This window comes from Streptomyces tatrensis (assembly GCF_049310065.1).
GTDB lineage: Bacteria > Actinomycetota > Actinomycetes > Streptomycetales > Streptomycetaceae > Streptomyces.
Genome location: NZ_JBMDLB010000011.1, coordinates 1,170,933 through 1,194,822 on the forward strand (window position 1 = coordinate 1,170,933; position 23,890 = coordinate 1,194,822).

The 23,890-nt window shown below is 73.2% G+C and carries 17 protein-coding genes; 7 read left to right on the top strand and 10 right to left on the bottom strand.

Annotation, left to right across the window (positions count from 1 at the left end; translation table 11 throughout):
• Nucleotides 1-14 precede the first annotated feature (14 nt).
• Both ACODT5_RS20870 and ACODT5_RS20875 read left to right on the top strand, forming a co-directional pair.
• A complete protein-coding gene (locus ACODT5_RS20870; protein ID WP_422520828.1) occupies nucleotides 15-1,058 on the top strand; it encodes a taurine ABC transporter substrate-binding protein in 1,044 nt (347 codons plus the stop codon).
• Entirely contained in the window at nucleotides 1,045-1,863 is an 819-nt protein-coding gene (locus tag ACODT5_RS20875) for an ABC transporter ATP-binding protein (protein WP_422520829.1), read from the top strand. The genes ACODT5_RS20870 and ACODT5_RS20875 overlap by 14 nt, the downstream gene beginning before the upstream one ends.
• Before the next feature lie 10 nt (nucleotides 1,864-1,873).
• On the opposite strand, the gene ACODT5_RS20880 is transcribed toward ACODT5_RS20875, so the two are convergent.
• The gene (locus tag ACODT5_RS20880; protein WP_422520830.1) at nucleotides 1,874-3,688 is read right to left on the bottom strand and encodes a glycoside hydrolase family 15 protein; all 1,815 of its coding nucleotides are present in this window, start codon (nucleotides 3,686-3,688) and stop codon (nucleotides 1,874-1,876) included.
• An 86-nt stretch (nucleotides 3,689-3,774) separates the two neighbouring features.
• Nucleotides 3,775-4,350, bottom strand: a complete 576-nt coding sequence (locus ACODT5_RS20885; RefSeq protein WP_422524982.1) for a DoxX family protein — start codon at nucleotides 4,348-4,350, stop codon at nucleotides 3,775-3,777.
• 147 nt (nucleotides 4,351-4,497) lie between these two features.
• Here ACODT5_RS20885 and ACODT5_RS20890 point away from each other — a divergent pair, with 147 nt between their 5' ends.
• Both ACODT5_RS20890 and ACODT5_RS20895 read left to right on the top strand, forming a co-directional pair.
• Nucleotides 4,498-4,962, top strand: coding sequence for a MarR family winged helix-turn-helix transcriptional regulator (locus ACODT5_RS20890; RefSeq protein WP_422520831.1), 465 nt, complete (start codon nucleotides 4,498-4,500; stop codon nucleotides 4,960-4,962).
• Entirely contained in the window at nucleotides 4,962-5,258 is a 297-nt protein-coding gene (locus ACODT5_RS20895) for a YkvA family protein (protein WP_422520832.1), read from the top strand. Before ACODT5_RS20890 ends, ACODT5_RS20895 begins: the two co-directional genes overlap by 1 nt.
• 54 nt (nucleotides 5,259-5,312) lie before the next feature.
• Here ACODT5_RS20895 and ACODT5_RS20900 read toward each other — a convergent pair whose 3' ends face one another.
• From ACODT5_RS20900 to ACODT5_RS20915, 4 genes are all read right to left on the bottom strand, one after another.
• Nucleotides 5,313-5,939 carry an alpha-ketoglutarate-dependent dioxygenase AlkB gene (locus ACODT5_RS20900; RefSeq protein WP_422520833.1) on the bottom strand — a complete coding sequence of 209 codons (627 nt, stop codon included), beginning with the start codon at nucleotides 5,937-5,939 and terminating at the stop codon, nucleotides 5,313-5,315.
• A 109-nt stretch (nucleotides 5,940-6,048) separates the two neighbouring features.
• A complete protein-coding gene (locus tag ACODT5_RS20905; RefSeq protein ID WP_422520834.1) occupies nucleotides 6,049-9,120 on the bottom strand; it encodes a carbohydrate binding domain-containing protein in 3,072 nt (1,023 codons plus the stop codon).
• 256 nt (nucleotides 9,121-9,376) lie between these two features.
• Nucleotides 9,377-9,712, bottom strand: a complete 336-nt coding sequence (locus ACODT5_RS20910; RefSeq protein WP_422520835.1) for a VOC family protein — start codon at nucleotides 9,710-9,712, stop codon at nucleotides 9,377-9,379.
• Nucleotides 9,713-9,796: 84 nt separating this feature from the next.
• Complete coding sequence (locus ACODT5_RS20915; protein ID WP_422520836.1) at nucleotides 9,797-10,198, bottom strand: RNA-binding S4 domain-containing protein; 402 nt, start codon at nucleotides 10,196-10,198, stop codon at nucleotides 9,797-9,799.
• Between the two features lie 149 nt (nucleotides 10,199-10,347).
• Between ACODT5_RS20915 and ACODT5_RS20920 the strand changes: the two genes are divergently transcribed.
• The 3 genes from ACODT5_RS20920 to ACODT5_RS20930 all read left to right on the top strand — a co-directional run bounded on the left by ACODT5_RS20920 (nucleotide 10,348) and on the right by ACODT5_RS20930 (nucleotide 13,927).
• Complete coding sequence (locus ACODT5_RS20920) at nucleotides 10,348-10,743, top strand: TOBE domain-containing protein (protein ID WP_422520837.1); 396 nt, start codon at nucleotides 10,348-10,350, stop codon at nucleotides 10,741-10,743.
• 211 nt (nucleotides 10,744-10,954) lie between these two features.
• Nucleotides 10,955-11,773, top strand: a complete 819-nt coding sequence (gene modA, locus ACODT5_RS20925; protein WP_422520838.1) for a molybdate ABC transporter substrate-binding protein — start codon at nucleotides 10,955-10,957, stop codon at nucleotides 11,771-11,773.
• Nucleotides 11,774-11,926: 153 nt separating this feature from the next.
• On the top strand, nucleotides 11,927-13,927 hold the full coding sequence (locus ACODT5_RS20930) for an ABC transporter permease (RefSeq protein ID WP_422520839.1): 2,001 nt from the start codon (nucleotides 11,927-11,929) through the stop codon (nucleotides 13,925-13,927).
• A gap of 15 nt (nucleotides 13,928-13,942) precedes the next feature.
• Here ACODT5_RS20930 and ACODT5_RS20935 read toward each other — a convergent pair whose 3' ends face one another.
• The 4 genes from ACODT5_RS20935 to ACODT5_RS20950 all read right to left on the bottom strand — a co-directional run bounded on the left by ACODT5_RS20935 (nucleotide 13,943) and on the right by ACODT5_RS20950 (nucleotide 22,689).
• Nucleotides 13,943-16,348, bottom strand: a complete 2,406-nt coding sequence (locus tag ACODT5_RS20935) for an ATP-binding cassette domain-containing protein (RefSeq protein ID WP_422520840.1) — start codon at nucleotides 16,346-16,348, stop codon at nucleotides 13,943-13,945.
• Nucleotides 16,349-16,482: 134 nt separating this feature from the next.
• Nucleotides 16,483-16,929, bottom strand: coding sequence for a VOC family protein (locus ACODT5_RS20940; protein ID WP_422520841.1), 447 nt, complete (start codon nucleotides 16,927-16,929; stop codon nucleotides 16,483-16,485).
• A 55-nt stretch (nucleotides 16,930-16,984) separates the two neighbouring features.
• Nucleotides 16,985-20,452 carry a phosphodiester glycosidase family protein gene (locus ACODT5_RS20945; protein WP_422520842.1) on the bottom strand — a complete coding sequence of 1,156 codons (3,468 nt, stop codon included), beginning with the start codon at nucleotides 20,450-20,452 and terminating at the stop codon, nucleotides 16,985-16,987.
• 119 nt (nucleotides 20,453-20,571) lie between these two features.
• A complete protein-coding gene (locus tag ACODT5_RS20950) occupies nucleotides 20,572-22,689 on the bottom strand; it encodes a SpoIIE family protein phosphatase (protein ID WP_422524983.1) in 2,118 nt (705 codons plus the stop codon).
• Between the last annotated feature and the right edge of the window lie 1,201 nt (nucleotides 22,690-23,890).

Sequence of the window (23,890 nt, forward strand, 5' to 3'; positions counted from 1 at the left end):
CATGGAGTTCCGTCATGCCCAGAAATGTCTCCCGCCGCACCCTGCTGCTGGCCGCCGCCGTCGCCCTGACCGCTTCCGTCACCGTCGCGTGCGGGGCGGACGGGGACGGGGCGGCGGCCAAGCCGGGGCGGACCACCGTACGGATCGCCTACCAGGCGATACCCAATGCCGACCTCATCGTGAAGAACCAGAAGCTGCTGGAGAAGGCCCTGCCCGAAGCCGACGTGAAGTGGGTGAAGTTCGAGTCCGGCGGTGACGTCAACACCGCCGTGATCGCCGGTGCGGTGGACCTGGGCCTGGCCGGGTCGAGCCCCGTCACCAAGGGCCTGTCGGCCCCGCTGAACATCCCGTACAAGGTGGTCTGGATCCATGACCTGATCGGCGACAACGAGGCGCTGGTCGCCAAGTCGGGGATCGGCTCGGTCAAGGACCTGGCCGGGAAGAAGGTGGCCACGCCCTTCGGCTCCACCTCCCACTATTCGCTGCTCGCCGCGCTGAAGGACGCCGGGGTGGACGCGTCGGCCGTGCAGACCATCGACCTCCAGCCGCAGGACACGCTGGCCGCCTGGAAGCGCGGGGACATCGACGCGGCCTACGTGTGGACGCCGACGCTGAGCGAGCTGACCAAGGACGGGAAGGTGCTCATCACGAGCCGGCAGCCGGCGGAGCAGGGCAAGCCCACCGCCGACCTGGGCGTGGTGACGAACGCGTACGCGGCCAGGCACCCCGAGGTGGTCACGGCCTGGATCAAGGCGCAGGACCAGGCCGTCGGGCAGGCCCGTACCGCCCGCGACCAGGCTGCGAAGTCCATCGGGGCGGAGCTGGGACTGGCCCCGGAGGAGGCGAAGCGTCAGCTCGCGGAGCTGGTGCTGCTGAGCGCGAAGGAGCAGACCGGCCCCGACTACCTCGGCACGCCCGGCGCCCCCGGGAAGCTGGCCGCGACCCTGCACGACGCGGCCGTCTTCCTGAAGGAGCAGAAGAAGGTCGACGCCGTTCCGGACGAGGCCGCCTTCGGCCGGGCCCTCGCGGTGGAGGAGCTCGGCCGTGCCGCGAACTGAACCCGCCGTCCGCGCCGCCACGGGTACCTCCGATGACGACTTCGCCGTGGACCTCTCCGGGGTGTCGGTCCGCTACGGCCCGGCGAAGCAGCCCGTGACGGTGCTGGACGCGGTGGACCTACGGGTCCGCGCAGGCGAGTTCGTCGTCCTCGTCGGCCCCTCCGGCTGCGGCAAGACCACCCTGCTGCGGGTGATCGCCGGCTTCGCCCGCCCGGCTTCGGGCACCGCCCTGGTCCGGGGCGGTGCCCCGCGCCCCGGGCGGGGTGCGGGGGTGGTGTTCCAGCAGCCGAGGCTGTTCCCGTGGCGCACGGTCGGCGGGAACCTCGGTTTCGCGCTGGCCCGCCACGGGGTGCCGCGGTCCCGGCGTGCGGACCGGATCGCCGAGTTGCTGGACCGGGTGGGCCTGCCCGGCATGGCCGGCCGCCGCACCTGGGAGCTGTCCGGCGGCCAGCAGCAGCGGGTGGCCCTGGCCCGCGCCCTGGCGGCGGAGCCCGAACTGCTCCTGATGGACGAGCCGTTCGCCGCACTGGACGCGCTGACCCGGGAGCGCCTCCAGGAGGAGGTCCGCTCCCTGGCCGGGCGGCTCGGCACGACGGTGCTGTTCGTGACGCACTCCGTGGAGGAGGCGGTGCTGCTGGGCTCCCGCGTCCTGGTGATGGCGGCGGGACCCGGTGGCGGCCGGGTGGTGGAGGACCTGCCGGTGCCGCTCCCCCGTGACCCGGAGACGGACGTCGCGGGGCTGCGCGCCTCCCCCGAGTTCGCGCGGCTGCGCGGCCGGCCGGCCCGGGCGCTGCGCCCGGACTGACCGGCGCACCTCACCCCGTCACGACCGCCGGGCTCCCGCCGCCCAGGACGAGCGCGGTGTTCACCAGGCCGACATGGCTGAACGCCTGGGGGAAGTTGCCGAGTTGGCGTCCCGAGACGGGGTCGTACTCCTCGGCGAGCAGTCCCACGTCGTTGCGTACGGCCAGCAGCCGCTCGAAGAGCTCCCGCGCCTCCTTCTCCCGGCCGGTCAGGTACAGGGCGTCGGTCAGCCAGAACGAGCAGGCGAGGAAGGCCCCTTCGTCGCCGGGCAGGCCGTCCACCGAGAGCCCCTCGGTGCTGTAGCGGCGGACCAGGCCGCTGCGGCCCAGCTCCTCGCGCACCGCGTCGACCGTGCCGACAACGCGGGGGTCGTCGGGCGGCAGGAAGCCGACGCGCGGGATGAGCAGGGTGGCGGCGTCCAGTTCGCGGGAGCCGTAGTACTGGGTGAAGGTGCGCCGCTCCGCGTCGTAGGCGTTCTCGCACACGTCCTGGTGCACCGCCTCCCTCATGGCGCGCCAGCGGTGCACGTCGCCGGGAAGTTTGGGGTTGAGCTCCAGGGTGCGCACGGCCCGGTCCGCGGCGACCCACGCCATCACCTTGGAGTGGGTGAAGTGGCGGCGCGGGCCGCGCACTTCCCACAGTCCCTCGTCGGGGCGGTGCCAGTTCTGCTCCAGGAAGTCGAGCAGCGCGAGCTGGATCTTCCAGGAGTGCCACTCGGCGGGGAGTCCGGCGGAGCGGGCCACGTAGAGGGAGTCGAGGACCTCGCCGTACACGTCGAGCTGGAGCTGGCCGACGGCCGCGTTGCCGACCCGGACCGGCGCGGAGCCCGCGTACCCCTTCAGCCAGGGCAGCTCGCTCTCCGGGATGCGCCGCTCGCCACCGATCCCGTACATGATCTGCAGGTCGGCCGGGTCGCCCGCGACGGCCCGCAGCAGCCACTCCCGCCAGGCGCGGGCCTCCTCGAGGTACCCGGTGGCCACGAGCGAGCCGAGGGTGAGGGTGGAATCGCGCAGCCAGCAGTAGCGGTAGTCCCAGTTGCGGACGCCGCCGAGCTCCTCCGGCAGGGAGGTGGTCGCGGCGGCGGCGATTCCGCCGGTCGGGGCGTAGGTGAGGGCCTTGAGGGTGATCAGGGAGCGGACCACCGCTTCCCGGTAGGGGCCCTCGTAGGTGCACCGGCCGGTCCACTCCCCCCAGTCGGCCAGGCTCTGCTCCAGCGCGGCGTACGGGTTCAGGGGCTCGGGGCGCGGTTCGTGCGAGGGGTGCCAGGTGAGCACGAAGGCGACGCGCTCGCCGGCGGCGACGGTGAACTCGGAGCGGGTGCTCATGCCCTCGCCCCACGTGTGCACGGAAGGTTCGCTGCGCAGCCACACGGCGTCGGGTCCGGCGACGGCGACCCGGTCGCCCTCGCGGTTGCCGCCGCGCCGGACCCAGGGCACGACGTGCCCGTAGTCGAAGCGCAGGCGCAGGGTGCTGCTCACGGTCGATTCGCCGGTGAGGCCTTCGACGATCCGCATCAGGTCGGGCGCGGTGTCGCGCTGCGGCATGAAGTCGATGACCTTGAACGAGGCGCCGTCCTCGGTCTCCCAGAAGGATTCCAGGACGAGCGTGCCGTCGACGTAGGCGCGGCGGGCGCAGCGCGCGGAATCGGGGGCGGCGGCCGGGGCGATGCGCCAGTGGCCGTTCTCCTCGTCGCCGAGGAGGGCGGCGAAACAGGCGGCCGAGTCGAAGCGCGGCAGGCACAGCCAGTCGATGGACCCGTCGCGGCCGACCAGCCCACTGGTCATCAGGTCGCCGATGAGTGCGTAGTCTTCGATGGGTTGTGTCATTTAGGGCACTTTCCCCCGAATGCCAGCACTCAATCAGCCCGTACGGGTCCCGCCCGGAGCCGCCCCCGAGGCAGCACGGTGTGCGCTCAGTTCCGTACGAGGAGCAGCACGCCCGCGGTGACGACGCCGAGGCCGACCGCGAGGGCGCCGTGGGCGAGGCGGTGGCCGCGCAGGACGGGCAGGAAGCGGTCGGCGGCGTACCGGCCGGGGCCGGTGAGCGCGAGGGCGGCGGCGCCGGCGGTGAGCAGGAGCTCGTACTCGATGCCCTCCGGGGCGAAGAAGGAGCCGGCGCCGTGCACGGCGATCGCGTTGATCATGGTGCCGACCAGGGCGGCGCCCGCCAGCGGGGTGAGCAGCCCGAGGACGAGTCCGAGGCCGCCGAGGGTCTCGGTCAGCCCGGCGAGGACGGCCATGGCGTCGCCCGCCGGGTAGCCGCTGGCGGTGAAGAACCGGCCGGTGCCGCTGATGCCGCCACCGCCGAACCAGCCGAAGAGCTTCTGGGTGCCGTGGGCGGCCATGGTCAGGCCGAGGACCACGCGCAGGAGGAGCAGGCCGGCGTCGTGGGCGGGGACGGACGGCGCCTGGGCGCCGGAGGGGCGCGCGGGGGACGCGGCCGGTTCGCCGGCCCGCGGCTTCGGCGTGGTGACGGAGGGGCTGGTCATGGGGCTGCTCATGGTGGGGGTCCTTCCGGTCGGGCGGCCCGGGGCGGGTTGCCCGTACCCGGGTTGTTCAAATTCGAATCACTGCTCCGACCCTAGCTCCGCATCCGCCGCTGATTCAAATTGGAACGTCACGTGTAGCCTGGACCCATGGCTGAGACGAAATGGCTGGACGACCGCGAAATGCGGGCCTGGGACGGATTCCTGGCCGCCTCCGCCCTGGTCAACCGCCGCCTCGATCAGCAGCTCAAGGACGACTCCGGACTCTCCCACCCGCAGTACGAGATCCTCGTACGGCTCGCCAGGGCGCCGGAGGGCGAACTGCGCATGACGGAGCTCGCCAACGGGCTCGTCAACTCCAAGAGCGGCCTGACCTACCAGGTCACCCAGATGGAGAAGGCGGGCCTCGTCCGCCGCCGCACCTGCCCCTCCGACGTCCGGGGGATATACGCCGTCCTCACCGACGCGGGCCGCGCCCGGCTGACGGAGGCCGCGCCGGGGCACGTGACCACGGTCCGGGAGGTACTGGTGGACGTCCTCACCCCCGAACAGCTCGACGCGCTCGCGGACGGGCTCGGCGAGGTCAGCCGCCGGCTCCGGACCCAGGGCGCCTGATGGACACGACGACGGTCTGGCTCATCGTGGCGGCGGTGGTGGCGGCCGGCCTGGCGGTCACCGCGGCCGTACTCCTCGTACGGGTCTTCGCGGCCCGCAGGCTCCTGCGCGACGCGGGCATCCCGCTGCGCGACAAGGCCCTGTTCTGGGCCGCCGTGGCGTACACGGTCTCCCCGGTGGACCTGATCCCGGACCCGGTCTACCTGGACGACATCGGCATCCTGCTGCTGGCCCTGCGCTCCCTCCACGCGGCAGCCTCGGCAGGCCGCACGCCCAAGGAACTCGACACGGCGTAAACCGCCTCCGGCCTCCCGCGCGCATCGCGTCACGCCACGCCACGCCACGTCGGCTCAGCGGACCCCGCGCGGGCGGAACTGGACGCTGATCCGGGGGCCCACCGGGCGGGCCGTTTTGGGGATGGCGTGTTCCATCGTGCGCTGGCAGGAGCCGCCCATCACCACCAGGTCTCCGTGGCCCAGGGGCAGGCGGAGCAGGGTGGGGCCGCCGTCGCGGGGGCGCAGGACCAGGTCGCGGGGGTCGCCCACCGAGACGATCGCGACCATCGTGTCCTCGGTGGCCGAGCGGCCGGTGCGGTCGCCGTGCCAGGCGACGCTGTCGCGGCCGTCGCGGTACAGGCACAGGCCCGCCGTGACGAAGGCTTCGCCCAGCTCGGGGGCGTAGTGGCGGCTCAGTACGACCCTGGCCTCGGCGAGGGCGGGGTGCGGCAGCGGGTCGGCCTCGCCGTAGTGGGCCAGCAGGCGAGGGACCGCCACCTCCCGCTCCCACATCTGCCGGCGCTCGGCGTGCCACGGGACGTCGGCCGCGAGCCGTTCGAACAGCGCGTCGGCGCCCGTCAGCCAGCCCGGCAGGTGGTCCACCCAGGCACCGGCGCCCAGTTCCGTACGCCGGGCGCCCGTCAGCGGGCCGATGCGGATCTCGTCGCTCTGGTCGAAGAGCGAGCCCTGGAGTGCGTGCATGGATCCAGAATAGCGCGGGATTCGAACATATGCGCGAGAGGCGGGGTGGGGTGGATGACCCCGCCCCACCCCGCCCCGCTCTCACTCCTCTGCTTCAGGTAGGGGCCGTCTACTTCAGGTAGGGACCCGTCGCGCCCACCTTCCCGGGGGCGGCGTTGCTGCCGCCCAGGTCGAGCACGTAGACCCGCAGGTTGCCCTTTCCGGGGGCGGGGACGGACAGGGCGCCGCCGGTGACGGTCTTCACGTCGCCGGTGACCGCGTCCTTGTACGTGCCGTTGGGTACGCCGGTGTACGTGGCGGCCCCGGTGACGGTCACCAGGGCGAAGCTGTCCACTCCGGTGGCGGTGTCGGTGTAGCGGCGCTTGAAGGCCATGCCTCCCGAGACCCCCTCGGTGGAGTACTGGCCCATCTGGAGGGCGGGCACGGCGCGGCGGATCTCGTTCAGCCTCTGGAGGTGTTTGACCAGCGGGGATTCGAGGGTGGTGGCGACCGGCCCGGTGGCGGCGGCGACCTTCGAGAAGCCGGACGCGGTGACCGATCCCGCGATCTTGTCCCCGTAGTAGGCGCGGCCGGTGCCGGCGAGCGGGCAGGTCGGGCCGCAGTCGATCTGCTTGCCGGCCTGGAACTCGATCTCGGAGCCGTAGTACAGGGTCGGGATGCCGCGGAAGGTCCACATCAGGGCCATGTTCTCGGCCCAGGCCTCGGTGCCGCCCGCGTAGCGGGTGGAGGATTTGCCGGGGCCGAAGTCGTGGCTGTCGACGTAGACGACGTTGTAGGTGGCGTCGTTGTAACTGTCGTCGGAGTCCTTGCCGTTCTGGAAGGCGTTGTTCGCGTCGCCGAAGTTCATGTGCATGCGCATGTCGATGACGTTCATGCCGGAGAACTTGCTGTGGTCGGGGGCGTGGTAGAGGTTGCCGCTCAGGAAGGCGTTGGTGCTGGTCGGCTGCTTGGCCGGGTCGTTGTCGGTCGTGTACTGCTGGACGGCGGCGGTGGCGTCGTCCGCGCTGTACGTCGCGGACTCCTTCCACGTGTAGTACTGGGCCGACTGGTTGGCCGAGCCGCGGTTCCACTTGTCGTTGACGAAGGAACCCACCTCGCCGAAGACGTAGAAGTCCTGGGCCTTCTGGGCGCCGAACTGCTGGGCCACGCGCTGCTGGATGGCGGGCAGGAAGCGCCGGTTCCAGGTGACGCGGGGGATGTGCACGGCCGTGTCGACCCGGAAGCCGTCGACGCCCATGTCGATGTACTTGTTGTAGGCGCCGATGAGGTAGTTCTGGACGGTCGCGTTCTCGGTGTTGAAGTCCGCGAGGTCCTCGTGGATCCAGCAGGAACGGGCGTCCTCACCCTCCCAGTTGCCGATCCAGCACTGGTGGAACAGGTCCTTGGGGAACATGCCCGAGGTCGGGTTCGGCCACTGGCAGTTGTAGATCGTGTAGCCCTCGGCGCTCTTGTACGGCGTGGCCGTGCCCCAGTTGACGCAGGTGTTCCCGGCCGGCTCGGCCGTCGACCACAAGTCGCCGTTGTAGTACGACTTTCCGCTCTTGGGGTCCACGGTGAGGCCGTCGTACTCGAAGCCGGTCTGCTTCTCGTCGTAGTACCAGGACCACTGCGCATCGCGCACGCCGAAGACGGTGGGGGTGAACAGGCCCTTGGCTCCCCAGCGGGCGCTGTGGTTGTAGACCACGTCCTGGTAGATCTTGACGCCCTTGGCGTGGGCGGCGTTGATGAGGTCCTGGTAGGACGCGCCCGCCGATTCCAGGCGGGGGTCGACCTTGTAGAAGTCGTAGCCGTGATAGCCGTGGAAGTCGTAGTCGGAACGGTTCAGCACCACCGGGGTGATCCAGATCGCGGAGAATCCGAGGGCCTTGACGTAGTCCAGCTTCTCGACCAGACCCTTGAAGTCCCCGCGGAACATGGGGTCGCCGTTCGCGGCGTTCCCGGACTTCACGTGCTGGCTGCCACCCCGGTTGTTGGCGCTGTCACCGTCGTTGAAGCGGGCGGTGAGCACGAAGTAGATCGGGTCCTTGCGCGGGTCGCCGCCCAGCGGCGCGGATCCGGCCGGGGCCGGGGGCCGGGTGCCCGTGGTGGCGACGGCCGCGGTGGAGGCGGCGGAGAGGTTCCCGGCGGCGTCCACCGCCCTGACCGTGTACGTGTAGGCGGTGCGCTCCTCCAGGCCGGATTCGGTGAGGACCGTGGAGGTGACGGACGTGACGACGGTGCCCTTGGTGCCGCCGGAGCGGGTGACCTGGTAGCCGGTCACTCCCCGGTCGTCCGTGGCGGCGTCCCAGGTCACGACGGTGGACACGTCCGTGGCAGCGGCCCGCAGGTTCGCGGGCACGGTGGGCGCGGTCGTGTCGGGGACGACGGCGGCGCACGGGTCGGCGGCGTTCGCGGTGACCGTGGTGTCCTTCACCGTGGACAGGCCCGTACCGAGCGCGTAGTTCCTGCCGTTGTTGTTGTCCCAGGTGCCGTTGCCGTTGTTGAAGGTGGCGGCCAGGCCGGAGGCCGAGCCGAGCGGGACCGTCTTCTTCACCCAGCCCGTGCAGGCCGGGTCCATTCCGGTGCCGGGGACCGTGGTCCAGGAGCCGCCGGTCGGGGCCCAGTGCAGGTTGACGGTCGACCAGCCGACCGTGGTCGTCGCGTAGTAGACGGTGGCGCTCGCGCCGGTTCCCGTGCCGGTGCCGGGGTCCGCGGCGCAGGGGTCGCTGTGGGCCACGACCCCATCCTTGACGGTGATGACCCCGGTGCCCAGGGCGTAGTTCTTGCCCCCGTTGTTGTCCCAGGTTCCCTGGCCGTTGTTGAAGGTCGCCTGGAGGCCGGCGGCCGAGCCGAGGCTGACGGTCTTCTTCACCCAGTCGGTACAGGCGTCTTCCATCCCGGTGCCGGGGACGGTCGTCCAGCTACCGCCGTCGGGGGCCCAATGCAGGTTGTAGGCAGCCCAGTTGCGGGTCTTGGTGTAGTAGAAGACCGTCGCCGTGCCGTCACCGGCCGCCGCGGGGGCGGCCGTGGCCGGGGCGGCCGCCTCGGCGAGAGAGGCTCCGGCGGCCGGCAGTGCGGCCGCCAGACATCCGGCGACCGCCAGCGCCAGGGCCGTGGACCGTCCTCTGGGACGTGATCGCGTACGTGATCTCAAGGTCTGCTCCTCGAAGCGGGGCCCAACAGCCCTGCGGCTCCGCGGCATTGAAAACTTGCCGCAAGGTTTTGCGGGGAGGTTATCCACCTGTCACCAGCGCGTGAACCCCTTGTGAACCGGAAATCTCGCCACCCGGCGCGTCCGGGCAGCCCGAATGGGCCCTTTGCGGAGAGAACTGCCGCAATGGCTTGCAGAAATTTGCTCAACGCGGCCGCGTGCGGGCGGAGCAGGCGGGAGCAGGGCCTTGGCGAGGAGGGGCTTGGCGAGGAGGGGCGGGCCCACCGCCGAACCGTACGAGGAAGAGTCAGTCGGAGACGCAGAACTCGTTGCCCGCAGGGTCCTGCAGGGTGGTCCACGCAAGGCCCGGCGCAGTGTGCTCGCCGACGACCCTCGCCCCCAGCTTCACCAGCCGGTCCACGTCTCCCCCACGGTCCGCAGAGGAGAAGTCGACGTGGACGCGGTTCTTGCCCGGCTTCCCCTCGGGCACGCGCTGGAACCCCAGGACGAGGGGCCGGGCCGCGAGGATGACGAACTCGCCGAAGTCCTGCGCGACCTCAGCTCCGAGGGCCACCGCCCACCAGTCGGCGAGCTCCCGGGGTTCCGCGCAGTCAATGGTGATCATCTTCGCCGTCAGCTCCATGGCCTTCACCGTAGAGCAGAAGGGCCGACCGACACCTTCACCCGCCGCCCGGCAACCCGGTGAACCTACGTGGTCGGAGACGGCCTACCGGCCGCCGCGCAGGGTTTCGATCTCGCGGCGCTCGCGCTTCGTCGGGCGGCCCGCGCCGCGGTCGCGGATGCCGACCACCGCGGCCTCCACCGGGGTCGGCGGCGGCGGGCTGTTGTCCGTCAGGCATTCCGCGGCGGCCGGGGCACCGACCCGCTTGGACACCGGGCGCCGGACCACCACGATGCGCTCCCGCCCCGCATGGAAGAGGCGCACCTCGTCCCCAGCCCGCACCGCCTGGGCAGGCTTCGCGCGCTCGCCGTTGACCCGCACGTGTCCCGCCCGGCACGCCGTGGCGGCGATCGCCCGCGTCTTGGTCAGCCGGACCGACCAGATCCACACGTCGACCCGCGCCGACCCCGTACCCGATCCCGCACCCGCGGTTCCCTCTTCAGCCATGCCCCCGACTCTAGCGAGGCGCGCGGGGCAGGGCCGGGCCCGTACAAACGGAATGGTTTTTGGTGGTTACGACAAGGTGGCAGTACTTGCCATGGATATCATCCCAATGGAATTGCAAATGCGGCACACGTGCCCCTACCTTGTCGCACATGCAGTCCTACACCATCGGTCAGGCGGCCCGCTTTCTGGGCGTCAGCCCGGATACCGCACGCCGCTGGGCCGACGCCGGCCGCGTCGCGACCCATCGCGACGAGAGCGGTCGCCGGGTGGTCGACGGCCGTGCCCTGGCCGCCTTCTCCGTAGAGGTGGCGCAAGGGGCCCACGCCGAGGACGGCGAGACGTACACCTCGGCGCGCAACGCCTTCCCGGGCATCGTCACCGCCGTCAAGCTCGGCGACGTGGCCGCCCAGGTCGAGATCCAGGCCGGTCCCCACCGCCTGGTCTCCCTGCTCACCCGGGAGGCCGTCGACGAGCTCGGGCTGGAGGTGGGCATGCGGGCCACCGCCCGCGTGAAGTCCACCAGCGTGCACATCGACCGCGCCTGACCCCGCCCGGCACCGCTCGGTACGACCCAGTCCAGTCCCGCTCAGTCCTGCCGAGTCCAGCCCAGCCCCGCTCAGTACCGCTCGGCACCACCCAGCTCCACACCACTCAGTACGACGCGTCCCCACCCGCTCCGCCCGTCCCCGGCGCGGGTCACCACCGCGCGGACCCGGCACCAGGCCGGCCGCCGACCCGACCGAGGAGCACCAGCTCATGTCCCCGATCCTGCCCCTGAACCGCCGTACCGCCGCGCTCGCCCTCTCCGCCGCCCTGCTCGTGCCGGCGCTCGCCGCCTGCGGCAGCAGCGACGGCAAGAAGGACGGGGCCGCCGCCTCCCCCAGCACCTCCGGGTCCGCCGCGCCCAAGGCCGCGAACCTGACGGTGCTCGCCGCCTCCTCCCTCACCGACGTCTTCAAGGCCGCGGGCGCCGCGTACGAGAAGGCCCACCCGGGGACCAAGGTCACCTTCTCCTTCGCCGGTTCGCAGGAGCTCGCCGCCCAGGTCAAGCAGGGCGCCCCGGCCGACGCGCTGGTCACCGCCGACACCAAGACGATGGACAGCCTGAAGGCCGAGACCAACGACCCGGCGATCATCGCCAAGAACCGCCTGGTCATCGCGACCGGCAGGGGCAACCCGTTCAAGGTCGCCGGCCTCAAGGACCTCGCCGACACCAAGCTCAAGGTCGTGCTGGCCGCGCCCGAGGTCCCGGTGGGCCGCTACAGCAAGCAGATCCTCGACGCGCAGAAGGTCGAGGTGAAGCCGGTCTCCCAGGAGCCCAACGTCCGCGCCGTGCTGAGCAAGGTCGAGCTGGGCGAGGCCGACGCCGGTCTCGTCTACAAGACCGACACGCTCAAGTCCGGTGACAAGGTCGCCGTCGTGGAGATCCCGGACGCCGAGAACGCCGTGGCCTCGTACCCGGCCGCCTCGCTCAAGGGTTCCAAGAACGCCGAGGCCGCGGCCGCGTTCGTGGCCTGGCTGAGCACCCCGGAGGCCCAGAAGATCCTCCAGGACGCGGGCTTCCAGAAGGCGTAACGGCCTGACGGGTCCGCTGACGGAGAGGGACCGCCCGGTCCGGGGGGACGGGCGGTCCCTCTCCGTTCGGCGTTCGCCGCATTACGCTTCACACGCCGCCCGGGCATCCCGACGTCCCCGGTGGCGTCCCGACATCACCGGCCAGGAACACACATGAGCAGACTCCGTACCCGCCGCGCCCGGCCCCCCGTGGCTCTGGCGCTCCCCGCGCTGCTCGCCGTGGCGTTCCTGCTGATGCCGCTCGTCGGCATCCTCACCCGCACCCACTGGAGCGAGCTCGGCACCCACCTCACCAGCCCCGGTGTGGTCGAGGCGCTCCGGCTCTCGCTGGTCGTGTCCCTGTGGGCGCTCGGCTTCTCCCTCCTCCTCGGGGTGCCGCTCGCCTGGCTGCTGGCCCGCGTCGAGTTCAAGGGCAAGGCGCTGGTGCGCTCGCTGGTCCTGCTCCCCATGGTGCTGCCGCCCACGGTCGGCGGTGTGGCCCTGCTGCTCGGCTTCGGCCGGCGCGGTCTGCTCGGACCCTGGCTGGAGGGCACCTTCGGGATCACGCTGCCCTTCCACACCTCCGGCGCGGTCGTCGCGGCCACCTTCGTCGCGATGCCCTTCCTCGTGATCAGCCTGGAGGGCGCGCTGGCCGGGCTCAGGCCGAGCTACGAGGAGACCGCCGCCTCCCTCGGTTCCACGCCGCTGCGCGTGTTCTTCACCGTGACGCTGCCGATGGTGGCCCCGGGCCTGGTCGCCGGAGCCGCGCTGACCTGGGCGCGGGCACTCGGAGAGTTCGGCGCCACCATCACCTTCGCGGGCAACCTCCCGGGCACCACCCAGACCCTGCCGCTCCAGGTCTACCTGCTGCTCCAGGACCAGCCCGAAGCCGCCACCTCCGTGTCCCTGCTGCTGCTCGCGATCGCCATGGCCGTACTCGTCGCCCTGCGCGGGAGGTGGACGGGAACCCCCGTCGCCCGCAAGGACACCGGTGCCCCGGTGGTCGCCGAGGAGGCCGCCGGTCCTGATCCCGTGGGGCCCGTACCGCCCGGGGCTCCGGCCCCTCCCGCGTCCCCGGCAGCCTCGCCGGCGGCCGGGACTTCGGCCGGGACTTCGGCCGGGACTTCGGCCGACGGCGGGCGCTGGCCGCTGCACGCCACCGTCACCGGTTTCAACGAGCTCACCCTCGACGCCGAACCCGGCACCACCATCGCCGTCGTCGGCGAGAACGGCGCCGGCAAGACCACCCTGCTGCGCGCCCTGCTCGGCCTGACCCCCCGCGCCCACGCCGAGCTCCGGCTCGGCAACGCCGATGTGACCGGCCTGCCCCCGCACCGGCGCCAGGTCGCCTGGGTCCCCCAGGACGGCGCGCTGTTCCCGCACCTGAGCGCGCTCGCCAACACCTCCTACGGGCTGCGCGCCCGCCGGGTGCCGCGGGCCGCCGCCCGGGCCGAGGCGCAGGCCTGGCTGGACCGGCTCGGCGTCGGGCACCTCGCCCACCGCAAGCCCGCCCAGCTCTCCGGCGGGCAGGCCCAGCGGGTGGCGCTGGCCCGCGCGCTGGCCGCCCGGCCCCGGCTGCTGCTGCTCGACGAGCCGCTCGCCGCCCTGGACCAGACGACCCGAGCCCGTGTCCGGCACACCCTGCGCACGCACCTGGCCGGCTTCGGCGGGGTCTGCCTCATCGTCACGCACGACCCCGTCGAGGCGGTGTCCCTGGCCGACCGGGTCCTCGTACTCTCCGACGGGCGGACCCTGCAGGACGCTCCGCCCGCCGAGGTGACCCGGCATCCGCGCTCCCCGTGGGTGGCCCGGATGCTGGGCCGCAACGCCTGGCCCGGCACGGCCTCGGCCCACGGGCTGGAACTCGCCGCCGGGGGCCGCCTGGTGGTGGCCGAGGCGCTGCCCGAGGGGGCGCAGGCGCTCGCGATCATCGCCCCCGAGGCGGTGTCCGTGCACCGGGACCGCCCGGGCGGCAGCCCTCGTAACGTATGGCCCGGCACCGTACGGGAGATCACCTCGGTCGGCAGCCGGCTGCGCGTGCTGGTCGGCTCGGACCAGGCACCCGACCTCGTCGCGGAGATCACCCCCGAGGCCGCCGCCGAACTGGGAATCGTCGACGGCGCCGCGGTGTGGACCAGCGTGAAGGCGACCGAGGTCACCCTCGTACGGCTCTAGGAGCCGGGTACGCGCCTACGCGCCGACGTAGGTCGCCAGGTGCTCGCCCGTGAGGGTGGAGCGGGTGGCGACGAGGTCGGCGGGGGTGCCCTCGAAGACGATCCGGCCGCCGTCGTGACCGGCGCCGGGGCCGAGGTCGATGATCCAGTCGGCGTGTGCCATGACCGCCTGGTGGTGTTCGACCACGATCACCGACTTCCCGGAGTCGACGAGGCCGTCGAGGAGGCCCAGGAGCTGTTCGACGTCGGCGAGGTGCAGGCCGGCGGTCGGCTCGTCGAGCACGTAGACCCCGCCCTTGTCGGCCATGTGCGTGGCCAGCTTGAGCCGCTGCCGCTCGCCGCCGGAGAGGGTGGTCAGCGGCTGGCCGAGGCTGAGGTAGCCCAGGCCCACGGCCGCCATCCGCTCCAGGATCTTGTGCGCGGCCGGGGTGCGCGCCTCGCCTTCACCGAAGAACTCGGCGGCCTCGGTGACGGACATCGCGAGGACCTCGCTGATGTCGCGGCCGCCGAGGTGGTGTTCCAGGACCGAGGCGTGGAAGCGCTTGCCGTCGCACTCCTCGCAGGTGGTGGAGACCCCGGCCATCATCGCCAGGTCGGTGTAGACGACCCCCGCGCCGTTGCAGCCGGGGCAGGCGCCCTCGGAGTTGGCGCTGAACAGGGCCGGCTTCACGCCGTTGGCCTTGGCGAAGGCCTTGCGGATCGGGTCGAGCAGGCCGGTGTAGGTGGCCGGGTTGCTGCGCCGGGAACCGCGGATCGCGCCCTGGTCGACGGAGACCACGCCCTCGCTCGCCGCCCCCGCCCGATGTGGCAGCGAGCCGTGGACGAGCGAGCTCTTGCCGGAGCCGGCGACGCCGGTGACCACGACGAGCACCCCGAGCGGTACGTCGACGTCGACGCCCCGCAGGTTGTGCGTCTTGGCTCCGCGGATCTCCAGCTTTCCGTTGGGCTCGCGCACCGTCTCCTTGAGGCTCGCGCGGTCGCCGAAGTGCCGGCCCGTGATGGTGTCGCCCGCGCGCAGCCCCTCGACGGTGCCCTCGAAGCAGATGGTGCCGCCCCCCTGGCCGGCGCCGGGGCCGAGGTCGACGACGTGGTCGGCGATCGCGATCGTCTCCGGCTTGTGCTCCACGACGAGCACCGTGTTGCCCTTGTCGCGCAGCCGCAGCAGGAGGCGGTTCATCTGCTGGATGTCGTGGGGGTGCAGGCCGACGGTGGGCTCGTCGAAGACGTAGGTGATGTCGGTGAGCGAGGAGCCGAGGTGGCGGATCATCTTGACGCGCTGGGCCTCGCCGCCCGACAGCGTGCCCGAGGGCCGGTCCAGCGACAGGTAGCCGAGCCCGATCTCCACGAACGAGTCGAGGGTCTGGCGGAGCGTGGCGAGGAGCGGGGCCACCGAGGGCTCGTCGAGGTCGCGGACCCACTTGGCCAGGTCGCTGATCTGCATCGCGCAGGCGTCGGCGATGCTGATCTTCTTGATCTTCGAGGACCGGGCCCCCTCGCTGAGCCGGGTGCCCTCGCAGTCGGGACAGACGCTGAAGGTCACCGCGCGCTTCACGAAGGCCCGGATGTGCGGCTGCAGCGCCTCGACGTCCTTGGACAGCATCGACTTCTGGAGCTTGGGGATGATGCCCTCGTAGGTGAGGTTGATCCCCTCGACCTTGATCTTGGTCGGCTCCTTGTGGAGCAGGTCGGCCAGCTCGCGCTTGGTGTACTTGCGGATCGGCTTGTCCATGTCGAAGAAGCCGGAGCCGCTGAAGATGCGGCCGTACCAGCCGTCCATCGTGTAGCCGGGGATGGTCAGGGCGCCCTCGCTGAGCGACTTGGTGTCGTCGTACAGCGCGGTGAGGTCGATGTCGTTGACAGCGCCCCGGCCCTCGCAGCGCGGGCACATGCCGCCGGTGATGCTGAAGCTGCGCCGCTCCTTCACGGTCTGCCCGCCGCGCTCCATGGTGACGGCGCCGGCCCCGCTGATGGAGGCCACGTTGAAGGAGAAGGCCTTGGGCGAGCCGATGTGCGGCTTTCCGAGGCGGCTGAAGAGGATGCGCAGCATCGCGTTCGCGTCGGTGGCCGTGCCCACCGTCGAGCGGGGGTCGGCGCCCATCCGCTGCTGGTCGACGGAGATGACGGTGGTCAGCCCGTCGAGGACGTCCACCTCGGGCCGGGCCAGGGTCGGCATGAAGCCCTGGAGGAAGGCGCTGTAGGTCTCGTTGATCAGCCGCTGCGACTCGGCGGCGATCGTGTCGAACACCAGGGAGCTCTTGCCCGAGCCGGACACGCCGGTGAAGACCGTGAGCCGGCGCTTGGGGATCTCGACGCTGACGTCCTTGAGGTTGTTCACCCGCGCTCCGTGTACGCGGATCAGGTCGTGGACGTCGGCGGCGTGCGGCTCGGGGGACTGCGTGCCCGTCCTCGTGACCTTGCTCATCGTGTCTCCATACTGTTGGGCTGACGCCGCTCTGTCGGGCCGGCGCCGCCTTTCGCGGTCGCGGCAACGCTCCCCTGTCTACCCGATCGGCGGTGTCGTCCGGGAGCGGCACCAGGTAGGAGGGGCGGTGGATCTCAGCGCGTGCGGGGCTGGTGGAACCGGATCATGTTGCCGGCCGGGTCGCGGAAGGCGCAGTCCCGGACGCCGTACGGCTGGTCGATCGGCTCCTGGAGCACGTCGCCGCCGGCGGCCCGGATGCGTTCGAAGGTGGCGTCGCAGTCGTCGGTGCGGAAGATGACTCCGCGCAGCAGGCCCTTGGCCAGCAGTTCCGCCATGGCCTCGCGGTCGGCGGACGAGGCGTTCGGGTTCGCGACGGGCGGTTCGAGGACGATGTCCACATCGGGCTGCGCGGGCGAACCGAGGGTCACCCAGCGCATCCCCCCGAAGCCGACGTCGCCCCGGACCTCCAGGCCGAGGACGTCCCGGTAGAAGGGGACCGCCGTGTCGTGGTCGTCGACGGCGATGAAGCACTGCGAAAGACTGATGTCGGTGTCGGTGTCGGTGTCGGTGTCGGTGTCCATGACTTTCACGCTACGGGCGGGTGGGCGGCCGGCGCTTCTCCGATCCTGACCGGATTCACCGGCTGCCGGCCGGCAGTACGGAGAGCCAGTCGCCCGCCGCGAAGGCGTCGGCGCCGATCACGGTGCGGCCGGTGCGCGGGGCCGCGACGGTGAGCACGCCCTCGGTACGGCCGGCCGCGAAGCGGGGAGCGCCGACGGTGAGGACCAGGGCCCGTTTGCCGGTGGCCCGGCGGAACTCCGCCAGGAGCCGCAGGCGCAGGGCGGCCTCCTTGCGGTCGACGGCCTGCGGCGCGTACGGCTCTACGACGGCCAGCGCACCCGTGCCCGGCTCCCGGGCGGCCGTCGCCAGGGCCGCGCGCAGGGCCGTGACCCGGTCCAGCCCGCCGCCGGCGAGGGTGGGCCGCGCGGAGCCGAGCGGCAGGAACCGTACCCCCCGGTGCACGAAGGCCGGCCGGCCGGTACCGGTCAGCACGAAGTCGACGGCGGAGACCCCGGCCGGCCGCACCCCGACGGGGCCGACCGCGAACCGCCAGGGCCGGGCGTCCACCCGTGCCACGGTGGCCACGATCGGATCCGGAACCCCGCCCGTACGAACCACCCCGGTCGGCGGCGTCCGCGCCACCAGGCTGTCGAGCAGCAGCCGCGGGGCGGCGGGCTTGGCCGGGGCCGGAGCCGGAGCCGGGGGCAGGGCCTTGGCCGGAGCCGATGTCCTGGCCGAGGCCGAGGCCGGAGTCGGACCCGGAGCGGGAGCGGGAGCCGGGGACGGGACCGAGGCCGGGGCCGGGGCCCGAGCCGGAGTCTTGGCCGACGCCGACGCCGACGCCGACGCCGGGGCCGGGGCCGGGCCTGGGACCAGAGCCGGGGTCTTGGCCGAGGCCAGGGCCTCTGCCCGGGCCGGAGTCTTGGCCGATGCCAACGCCGGGGCCGGGGCCGGGGCCGGGATCTGGACCAGGGCCAGGGCGGGGATCGGGGCCAAGGCCGAGGCCGGGGCCGAGGCCGATGCCAGGGCCGGAGCCGGGGCCGGGGTCACGGCCTTGGCCTTGGCCGGAGCCGGGGTCTTGGCCGAGGCCGGAGTCGGACCCGGAGCGGGAGCCGGGGCCGGGGCCGGGGCCGGGACCGGAGCCTTGGCCGGGGTAGGGGTCGGGACCGGAGGCTTGGCCTGGGCCGGGGCCTGGGCCTGGGCCTTGGCCTGGGCCGGAGCCAGGATCGGAGCCTGGGCCGGCGTCGGGGCCGGGGCTGGGGTCGAGACCGGAGCCAGGGCCGGGGCCTTGGCCTTGGCCTTGGCCGGAGTCAGGATCGAGATCGGAGCCAGGGTCGGCGTGCGGGTGGCCGCGGGGGTGGTGGCCGAGAGGCGGGTCACGGTGAGTGGGCGCTCCGCCATCGGCGGGAGTGGCAGGCTGATCTGGCGCCAGCCGGTCCAGTCCACCGCCGGCCCGCGCAGGACTGCGGGGGCCCCGTCGCCGTCGGTGAGTTCCACCGCGGGCCGGGCCCCGGAGCCGTCGCCGTTCACCCAGAGGGTGAGCGACCGGGCCAGTTCGGGGATCCGGAGGGGCCGGGGCGGGGTCGCTGCGGCGGTCCCGCCACCGGCGGGCGGTGCGAGGGCGAGCCCCCGACCCGGACGGCCCGCTCCGGGCGCGGCGCCGGGGCCGGTCCAGCGAGTGGCGTCCTCCAGGTCCGCGAGCGGCAGGTCGGACAGGCCCACCCCGAGAGCCACCAGGGCCGGGGCCACGGCGGCACCGGAGTTGCCCGGGGCGGGCGAGGCGGGCGCCGCACCCGCGGAAGCCGTGGAAGCCGAGGCGGCCGGGGCCACCCCCCGTACCGTGGCGCGCAGTTGCCCCGTCGCGTTCGGGACTCGGGCGGTTACCGTGAAGCCGCCGCGTCCGTCGTCGGCCACCCTCCACCGGGAACGGTCGAAGTCGAGCTCCACGTCCCGGGGTTCGACCACGGCGGCGGCGCCCTGCGCGTCGTACCCGGTCAGGACGAACCGCGCGGTCTCGCCTTCCGCCGCGAGCCCGATCCGCTCCGGAACGGCCCGGATCCGGGTCAGGGCGCCGAGAACGTCGAGGCGGAGCGCCCCGCTCGCCGCTCCGAGGCGGGCCCGCACCTCCACCGGGCCGGTGCCCGACGCGCGCAGGACCCCGCCGGGATCGATACGGCCCCGGCCCTCCGGGAGGGACCACCCCGGCGCCTTCTGCTGCGCCGGCACCGGGCCGAGGTGTGCGTCGTAGGGGGTGGCCCCGAGGGTCCGGGTGAGGCCGGAGAATGCGCGCGCGGCTCCGCCGACGGGCTCGATCCGGTAGCCGGTGGCGGGGCCGGAGCCGGCCGGGGCGGTCAGGACCAGGCCGTTGGGGACGGGGCGCTGGCGGCCGTCGGGCGGGGAGTTCTCCACGGTCAGGGCCGTCTCCCCGATCTGCGCGGCGAGCAGGGTCGAGGAGCCGCCGCCGTCCAGGTTGAGGGCCTCGTGGGCGCCGAGCCGGTGCATCAGCCGGCCGAGCGCCGTCAGGGTCATCCCTCCGCTGTCGCGCTGACGGCCGTCGACGGTGACCAGGCGGACCCGGCGGCCGTCGCGGGAGAAGCCGACGGCGGTGCGCGGCGCGGCCGCGTTGTTCGGCTCGCCGTCGTGGTTCTGCGGGACTCCGGCCACCACGAGCGCCTCCCGGCCGCCGACCGCGTTCGCCGGGAGCGGCCCGCCCCCGGCCGCCACCGGCCGGGCCGCCACGGCGACCGCGTCACCGGGGCGCAGGGCGGCGAGTTCAGGCGCCGCCGCGCCGGCCGCGACCAGCACGGTGGTGCCGGGTACGGGACGCTCCCGGCGCACGGACCCGCGTACCGCCGCGCGCACCGCCGCGACCCGGCCGTCGCGCAGTTCCACCGCCGGTCCGGACACGGGGAGTCCGTCCGCCGGCCAGTCGGCGGTGTAGGCGGCGAAGCCCTCGGCCGGCGGCCGCGCGGTGTTGAAACCGGCGAGCGGGCGGACCCGGCCGCCGGGCAGGGTGACGCTCCCGCCGAGGGCGAGGCCCAGCACCCGGCCCGGCCCGTCGGCGCCGAAGCCGACGGCCTGACCGGCGCCGGGCGAGGCCGCGTGCAGCAGCCGGCCGGCGCCGATGCCGGGGCCGAGCGGGGCGCCCGTACCCCGGATGTCGAAGAAGTCCCCGTTCACGGCGGCGACCACCCGGCGGCCCGGCCCGGCGGGGTGGCGGGCCGCGGAGTCGGCGACGGTGGCGACGCCCCGGCCGCCGAGGTACTCCACCCGAAGACCGGTACCGCTCCTGCCACCCGTACCCGCACCCGTAACCGCAAGCTGGACGTCGAGTTCGTCGATGCGGAGCCACCGGTCGGCTTCGAGCCGGTCGTACGACTCCAGCCGTACCCCGGGAGCGATCTGCCGGGCGGTACGGGCCGTCTCGATCCCCTCGCGCTCGCCGCTCCCCGAGGCGTGGGCCTGCGGGGGCGCCGGGGCCACGAGCAGCACGCTGAGCAGGGCCGGCAGCACGACGGGCAACAGCGGGCGCAGGGTGGACATCCAGGCAGGATCATCCAGCTCCAGGCATATGAGTACATGAACACAGCGCGAGTCCGGTGAGTGTCAGCCATTCGCCCGCACCCGCACCCGAACCCGCCCCCGCCCCCGCAGGCCGACACCTACACGTCGCCGGGTTCCAGGGACGGAAGGGCGGGATCCGAGCCGGAGGGATCCGGGTCGACGGGATCCGAGCCGGAAGGATCCGGGCGGGAGGGCGCCGGGACCGCGAACTCGCACCACACGCACTTCCCGCCACCCCGGGGCTCCACGCCCCAGGCGTCCGCGAGCCGGTCCACCAGCATCAGGCCGCGTCCCGACACCGCCCAGTCGTCGGCCTCCCGGCGCCGCGGCAGGGCGCTGCTGGTGTCCTCCACCTCGATCCGGATCCGGCCCTCCGGGGTCAGCCGCATGCTGACCCCGCTGACGCCGTCCGTGTGGACGAGCGCGTTGGTCATCAGCTCGTCCGCGGCCAGCTCGATCTCGTCGGCCTGGTCCCACGCACCCCACGCAGCGGCTGCCGCCCGGATCAGATGGCGGGCCATCGCCGGGGCGTCCGGGTCGCCGGGGGTCAGCCGGTGGCGCAGCGGGCCGCTGCCGCGCGGGAGCGGGGTGCCGCGGCGGCGCAGCAGGAGCAGGGCCATGTCGTCCCCGCCGCCCGAGTCCCCGACCAGGTCACACAGCACGTCGGCGAGTTCCTCCACCTCCGCCGGCCCGTCCCTGACCGCTTCCATGAGCTCGCGCAGGCCGGTGTCGGAGTCCCTGCCCGGCCGTTCGGTCAGACCGTCCGTGCACAGCAGCAGGGTGTCCCCGGGGTGCAGTTCGAGGCTGGTGACCGGGTATCCCGTACCGGCGGCGCCGAGGGATCCCGGGCCGTCGGAGGCACCCGCGCCGGCCGCCCCCGGCTCGCGCGCCGGGAGGCCCAGCGGCAGCCCGCCGGCCACCTGCACCCGGTGGCAGCGGCCGTCGCCGCGCCGTACCACGGGGTCGAGGTGGCCCGCGCGGACCATCCGGGCCATGCCGCTGGTGAGGTCGATGTCGGCGTACGTGCAGGTGGCGAAGCGTTCCGTCTCCAGGTCCCGCAGGAAGGCCGAGGCCCGCGCCATGGCCGTGCCGGGATCGTGGCCCTCGGCGATGTACGCGCGCAGCGCGATGCGCAGCTGGCCCATGACGGCGGCGGCGTCCGTGTCGTGGCCCTCCACGTCTCCGATCATCACGCCGACCCGGCCCTCGCCGAGCGGGACCACGTCGTACCAGTCGCCGCCGATGTCCCGCCCCATCCGCGCGGCCCGGTACCGCACCGCGATCAGCGCGCCCGCCACCTCCGGGATCCGGCGCGGCAGCATGGCCTTCTGGAGGCCCTCGGCGAGGTCGTGCTCCTGCTCGAAGAGGATGGCGCGCTGCAGGCTCTGCGCGATGCCGCTGCCCAGCGCCATCAGTACGTTGCGCTCCTCGGCGTTGAAATCGCCCTCCCGCGTGTAGAGCAGCCCGAGCGCGCCGACGGGACGGCCCTGCGCGATCAGGGGCAGGTAGACGCCGCTGCGGACGGACAGCGGCTCGATGTACGGCCACAGGTCCGGGTAGCGCTGCTGGAACTCCTCGCGGGAGCCGATGAACACCGGCCGCATCGTGCGTACGGCCTCGCTCAGCGGCAGCGGCGCGTCGATCCGCGTGTACTCGGTCTCCGGTACGTACGCGCCGAGCTGCCCCTCCGCGACCAGGTGGATCCGGCCGCCGTCGACGACGCCGAGCATGACGCTGACCGCGCCGAGATGGCCGAGGGCCTCGGGGTCCTTGAGGACGTCGGTGACGTCGTTGACGGTGCGGGCGTGCGCCAGGATCGCCGTGGTCCGCTCGACGACCCCCGTCATGCGGCGCCGCCCCTCGTCGCGCTCACCGGCGGCGCCGGGCTCGCCGGGGTCGTGCACGGCGTCGCGGACGATCCCGATGACCCGGTACGGACGCCCGTGCGGGTCCCGCAGGATGCGGCCCTGGACATGGGTCCAGCCCGGGGCCCCGTCCCGGTCGCGGCTGCGCACGTAGGCCCCGTAGTGGCTGCGGCCGGCCTTCAGTGCCTGCGCGACCCGCGCGTCGAGCCGGGCCTCCTCGCCGGGCGCGAGGCGCATCCGCAGTCCGGCGGGGGTGCCCGTGAACTCCTCGGGGCGCAGGTCGAGGACCTCGAGGGCGGTGGTGTCCAGAAACATCTGCCCGCTGTCGAGGTCCCAGTCGAAGGTGCCCATGTGGTTGAGCGCGAGGCTCGTGTCCGTCCGGGCAGGCCACTCGACCTGGGGGGTCACTCCCCTTTCGGCCACACCTTCAGGGTCTCACCCTTCAGCGGTGCGCGCCGGTCTGCGGAGCCTGCCGCGGCGGTACGGGGGCCGGTCTGCGGGAGCCTGCCGCGGCGGTACGGGGAGGGTGCGGGTTCGCGGTACGCGAAGGGCAGGTCCGGCGTGTCTGCGGGGCCCAGGACCCCTTGTGCGCTAGCGGCCGCCCAGGACGCCGAATTCCGGGACGAAAAGGGCCAAAGTCCCGGCCTGTCGTGACTTTCGCCGAATAGGCGACTTGTACGATTTCGCGAAGATCGATCCGTTCATGATCATCTTTGCTGGCGTCAGGAACCCCCCGGAACGGGGTCGTTGACGCCCACGGTTGTGTGGGGTGTGGCTTGTCGCAAGCGCCGAAGACGACCGGAGAACCGGCCGGAGCACCGAAGGGAGGGGAGGACGAAGTGCTGGAAGGCGGGAGGGAGAGGGCGACGACGGAAGGGCCGCAGCCCCCGCACCGAATATCCACCCCACTCACCGACCCCACCCCGCTGAACGACACCCCACTCCCCGCCGCGACCTCCACCGGTAGGTCGGCCTGGGCATCGGCGTCAGCCTCGCTCACTGCGTCGGGCCCCGCTCCGGCCGCTGCGCCTGCGCCTGCGCCTGCCGCTGGATCCCACTCCAGCACCAGCCCGGACCCCGACTCGGCGCCCGGCCCCGGATCGGCCTCGGCGTCAGCGCCTGCGCGTGTCCCTGGAACTGGCTCCGGCTCCGGCTCCGGCTCCGGCTCCGGCTCCGGCTCCGACCACGGCTCGGCCGCTACCTCGGCCTCCGCACCAGCGCCTGGAACTGGATCTGCCTGCGGCCCCAGCTCGGACCACAACCCGACCCCTACCTCGGCCTCTGCGCCAGCGCCTGCGCGTATCCCCGGAACTGGATCCGGCTCCAGCCCCGGCTCGGACCGCAGCTCGGCACCCAGCCCCGCATCCGGCACCGAATCCAGCCCGGGCCGGGCCTCTGCGTCAGCACCTGTCCCCGGATCCGACTCCGGCCCCGGGTCCGGGTCCGGCTTCGGCTCGACCTCCGCCTCGGCCGCTGCCTCGGTGCCTGTGCCTGGCCTTGGAACTGGATCCGGCTCCGACTCCGGCACGGGCCACGGCTCGGCACCCAGCCC

Coding starts and splice junctions, on each gene's coding strand:
- ACODT5_RS20935 (WP_422520840.1), bottom strand. CDS start 16,348: ATGAGCAAGGTCACGAGGACGGGCACGCAGTCCCCCGAGCCGCACGCC.
- ACODT5_RS20940 (WP_422520841.1), bottom strand. CDS start 16,929: ATGGACACCGACACCGACACCGACACCGACACCGACATCAGTCTTTCG.
- ACODT5_RS20890 (WP_422520831.1), top strand. CDS start 4,498: ATGGCTGAGACGAAATGGCTGGACGACCGCGAAATGCGGGCCTGGGAC.
- ACODT5_RS20885 (WP_422524982.1), bottom strand. CDS start 4,350: ATGACCAGCCCCTCCGTCACCACGCCGAAGCCGCGGGCCGGCGAACCG.
- ACODT5_RS20920 (WP_422520837.1), top strand. CDS start 10,348: ATGCAGTCCTACACCATCGGTCAGGCGGCCCGCTTTCTGGGCGTCAGC.
- ACODT5_RS20950 (WP_422524983.1), bottom strand. CDS start 22,689: ATGGGCACCTTCGACTGGGACCTCGACAGCGGGCAGATGTTTCTGGAC.
- ACODT5_RS20880 (WP_422520830.1), bottom strand. CDS start 3,688: ATGACACAACCCATCGAAGACTACGCACTCATCGGCGACCTGATGACC.
- ACODT5_RS20945 (WP_422520842.1), bottom strand. CDS start 20,452: ATGTCCACCCTGCGCCCGCTGTTGCCCGTCGTGCTGCCGGCCCTGCTC.
- ACODT5_RS20930 (WP_422520839.1), top strand. CDS start 11,927: ATGAGCAGACTCCGTACCCGCCGCGCCCGGCCCCCCGTGGCTCTGGCG.
- ACODT5_RS20870 (WP_422520828.1), top strand. CDS start 15: ATGCCCAGAAATGTCTCCCGCCGCACCCTGCTGCTGGCCGCCGCCGTC.
- ACODT5_RS20915 (WP_422520836.1), bottom strand. CDS start 10,198: ATGGCTGAAGAGGGAACCGCGGGTGCGGGATCGGGTACGGGGTCGGCG.
- ACODT5_RS20900 (WP_422520833.1), bottom strand. CDS start 5,939: ATGCACGCACTCCAGGGCTCGCTCTTCGACCAGAGCGACGAGATCCGC.
- ACODT5_RS20910 (WP_422520835.1), bottom strand. CDS start 9,712: ATGGAGCTGACGGCGAAGATGATCACCATTGACTGCGCGGAACCCCGG.
- ACODT5_RS20905 (WP_422520834.1), bottom strand. CDS start 9,120: ATGCCGCGGAGCCGCAGGGCTGTTGGGCCCCGCTTCGAGGAGCAGACC.
- modA (WP_422520838.1), top strand. CDS start 10,955: ATGTCCCCGATCCTGCCCCTGAACCGCCGTACCGCCGCGCTCGCCCTC.
- ACODT5_RS20895 (WP_422520832.1), top strand. CDS start 4,962: ATGGACACGACGACGGTCTGGCTCATCGTGGCGGCGGTGGTGGCGGCC.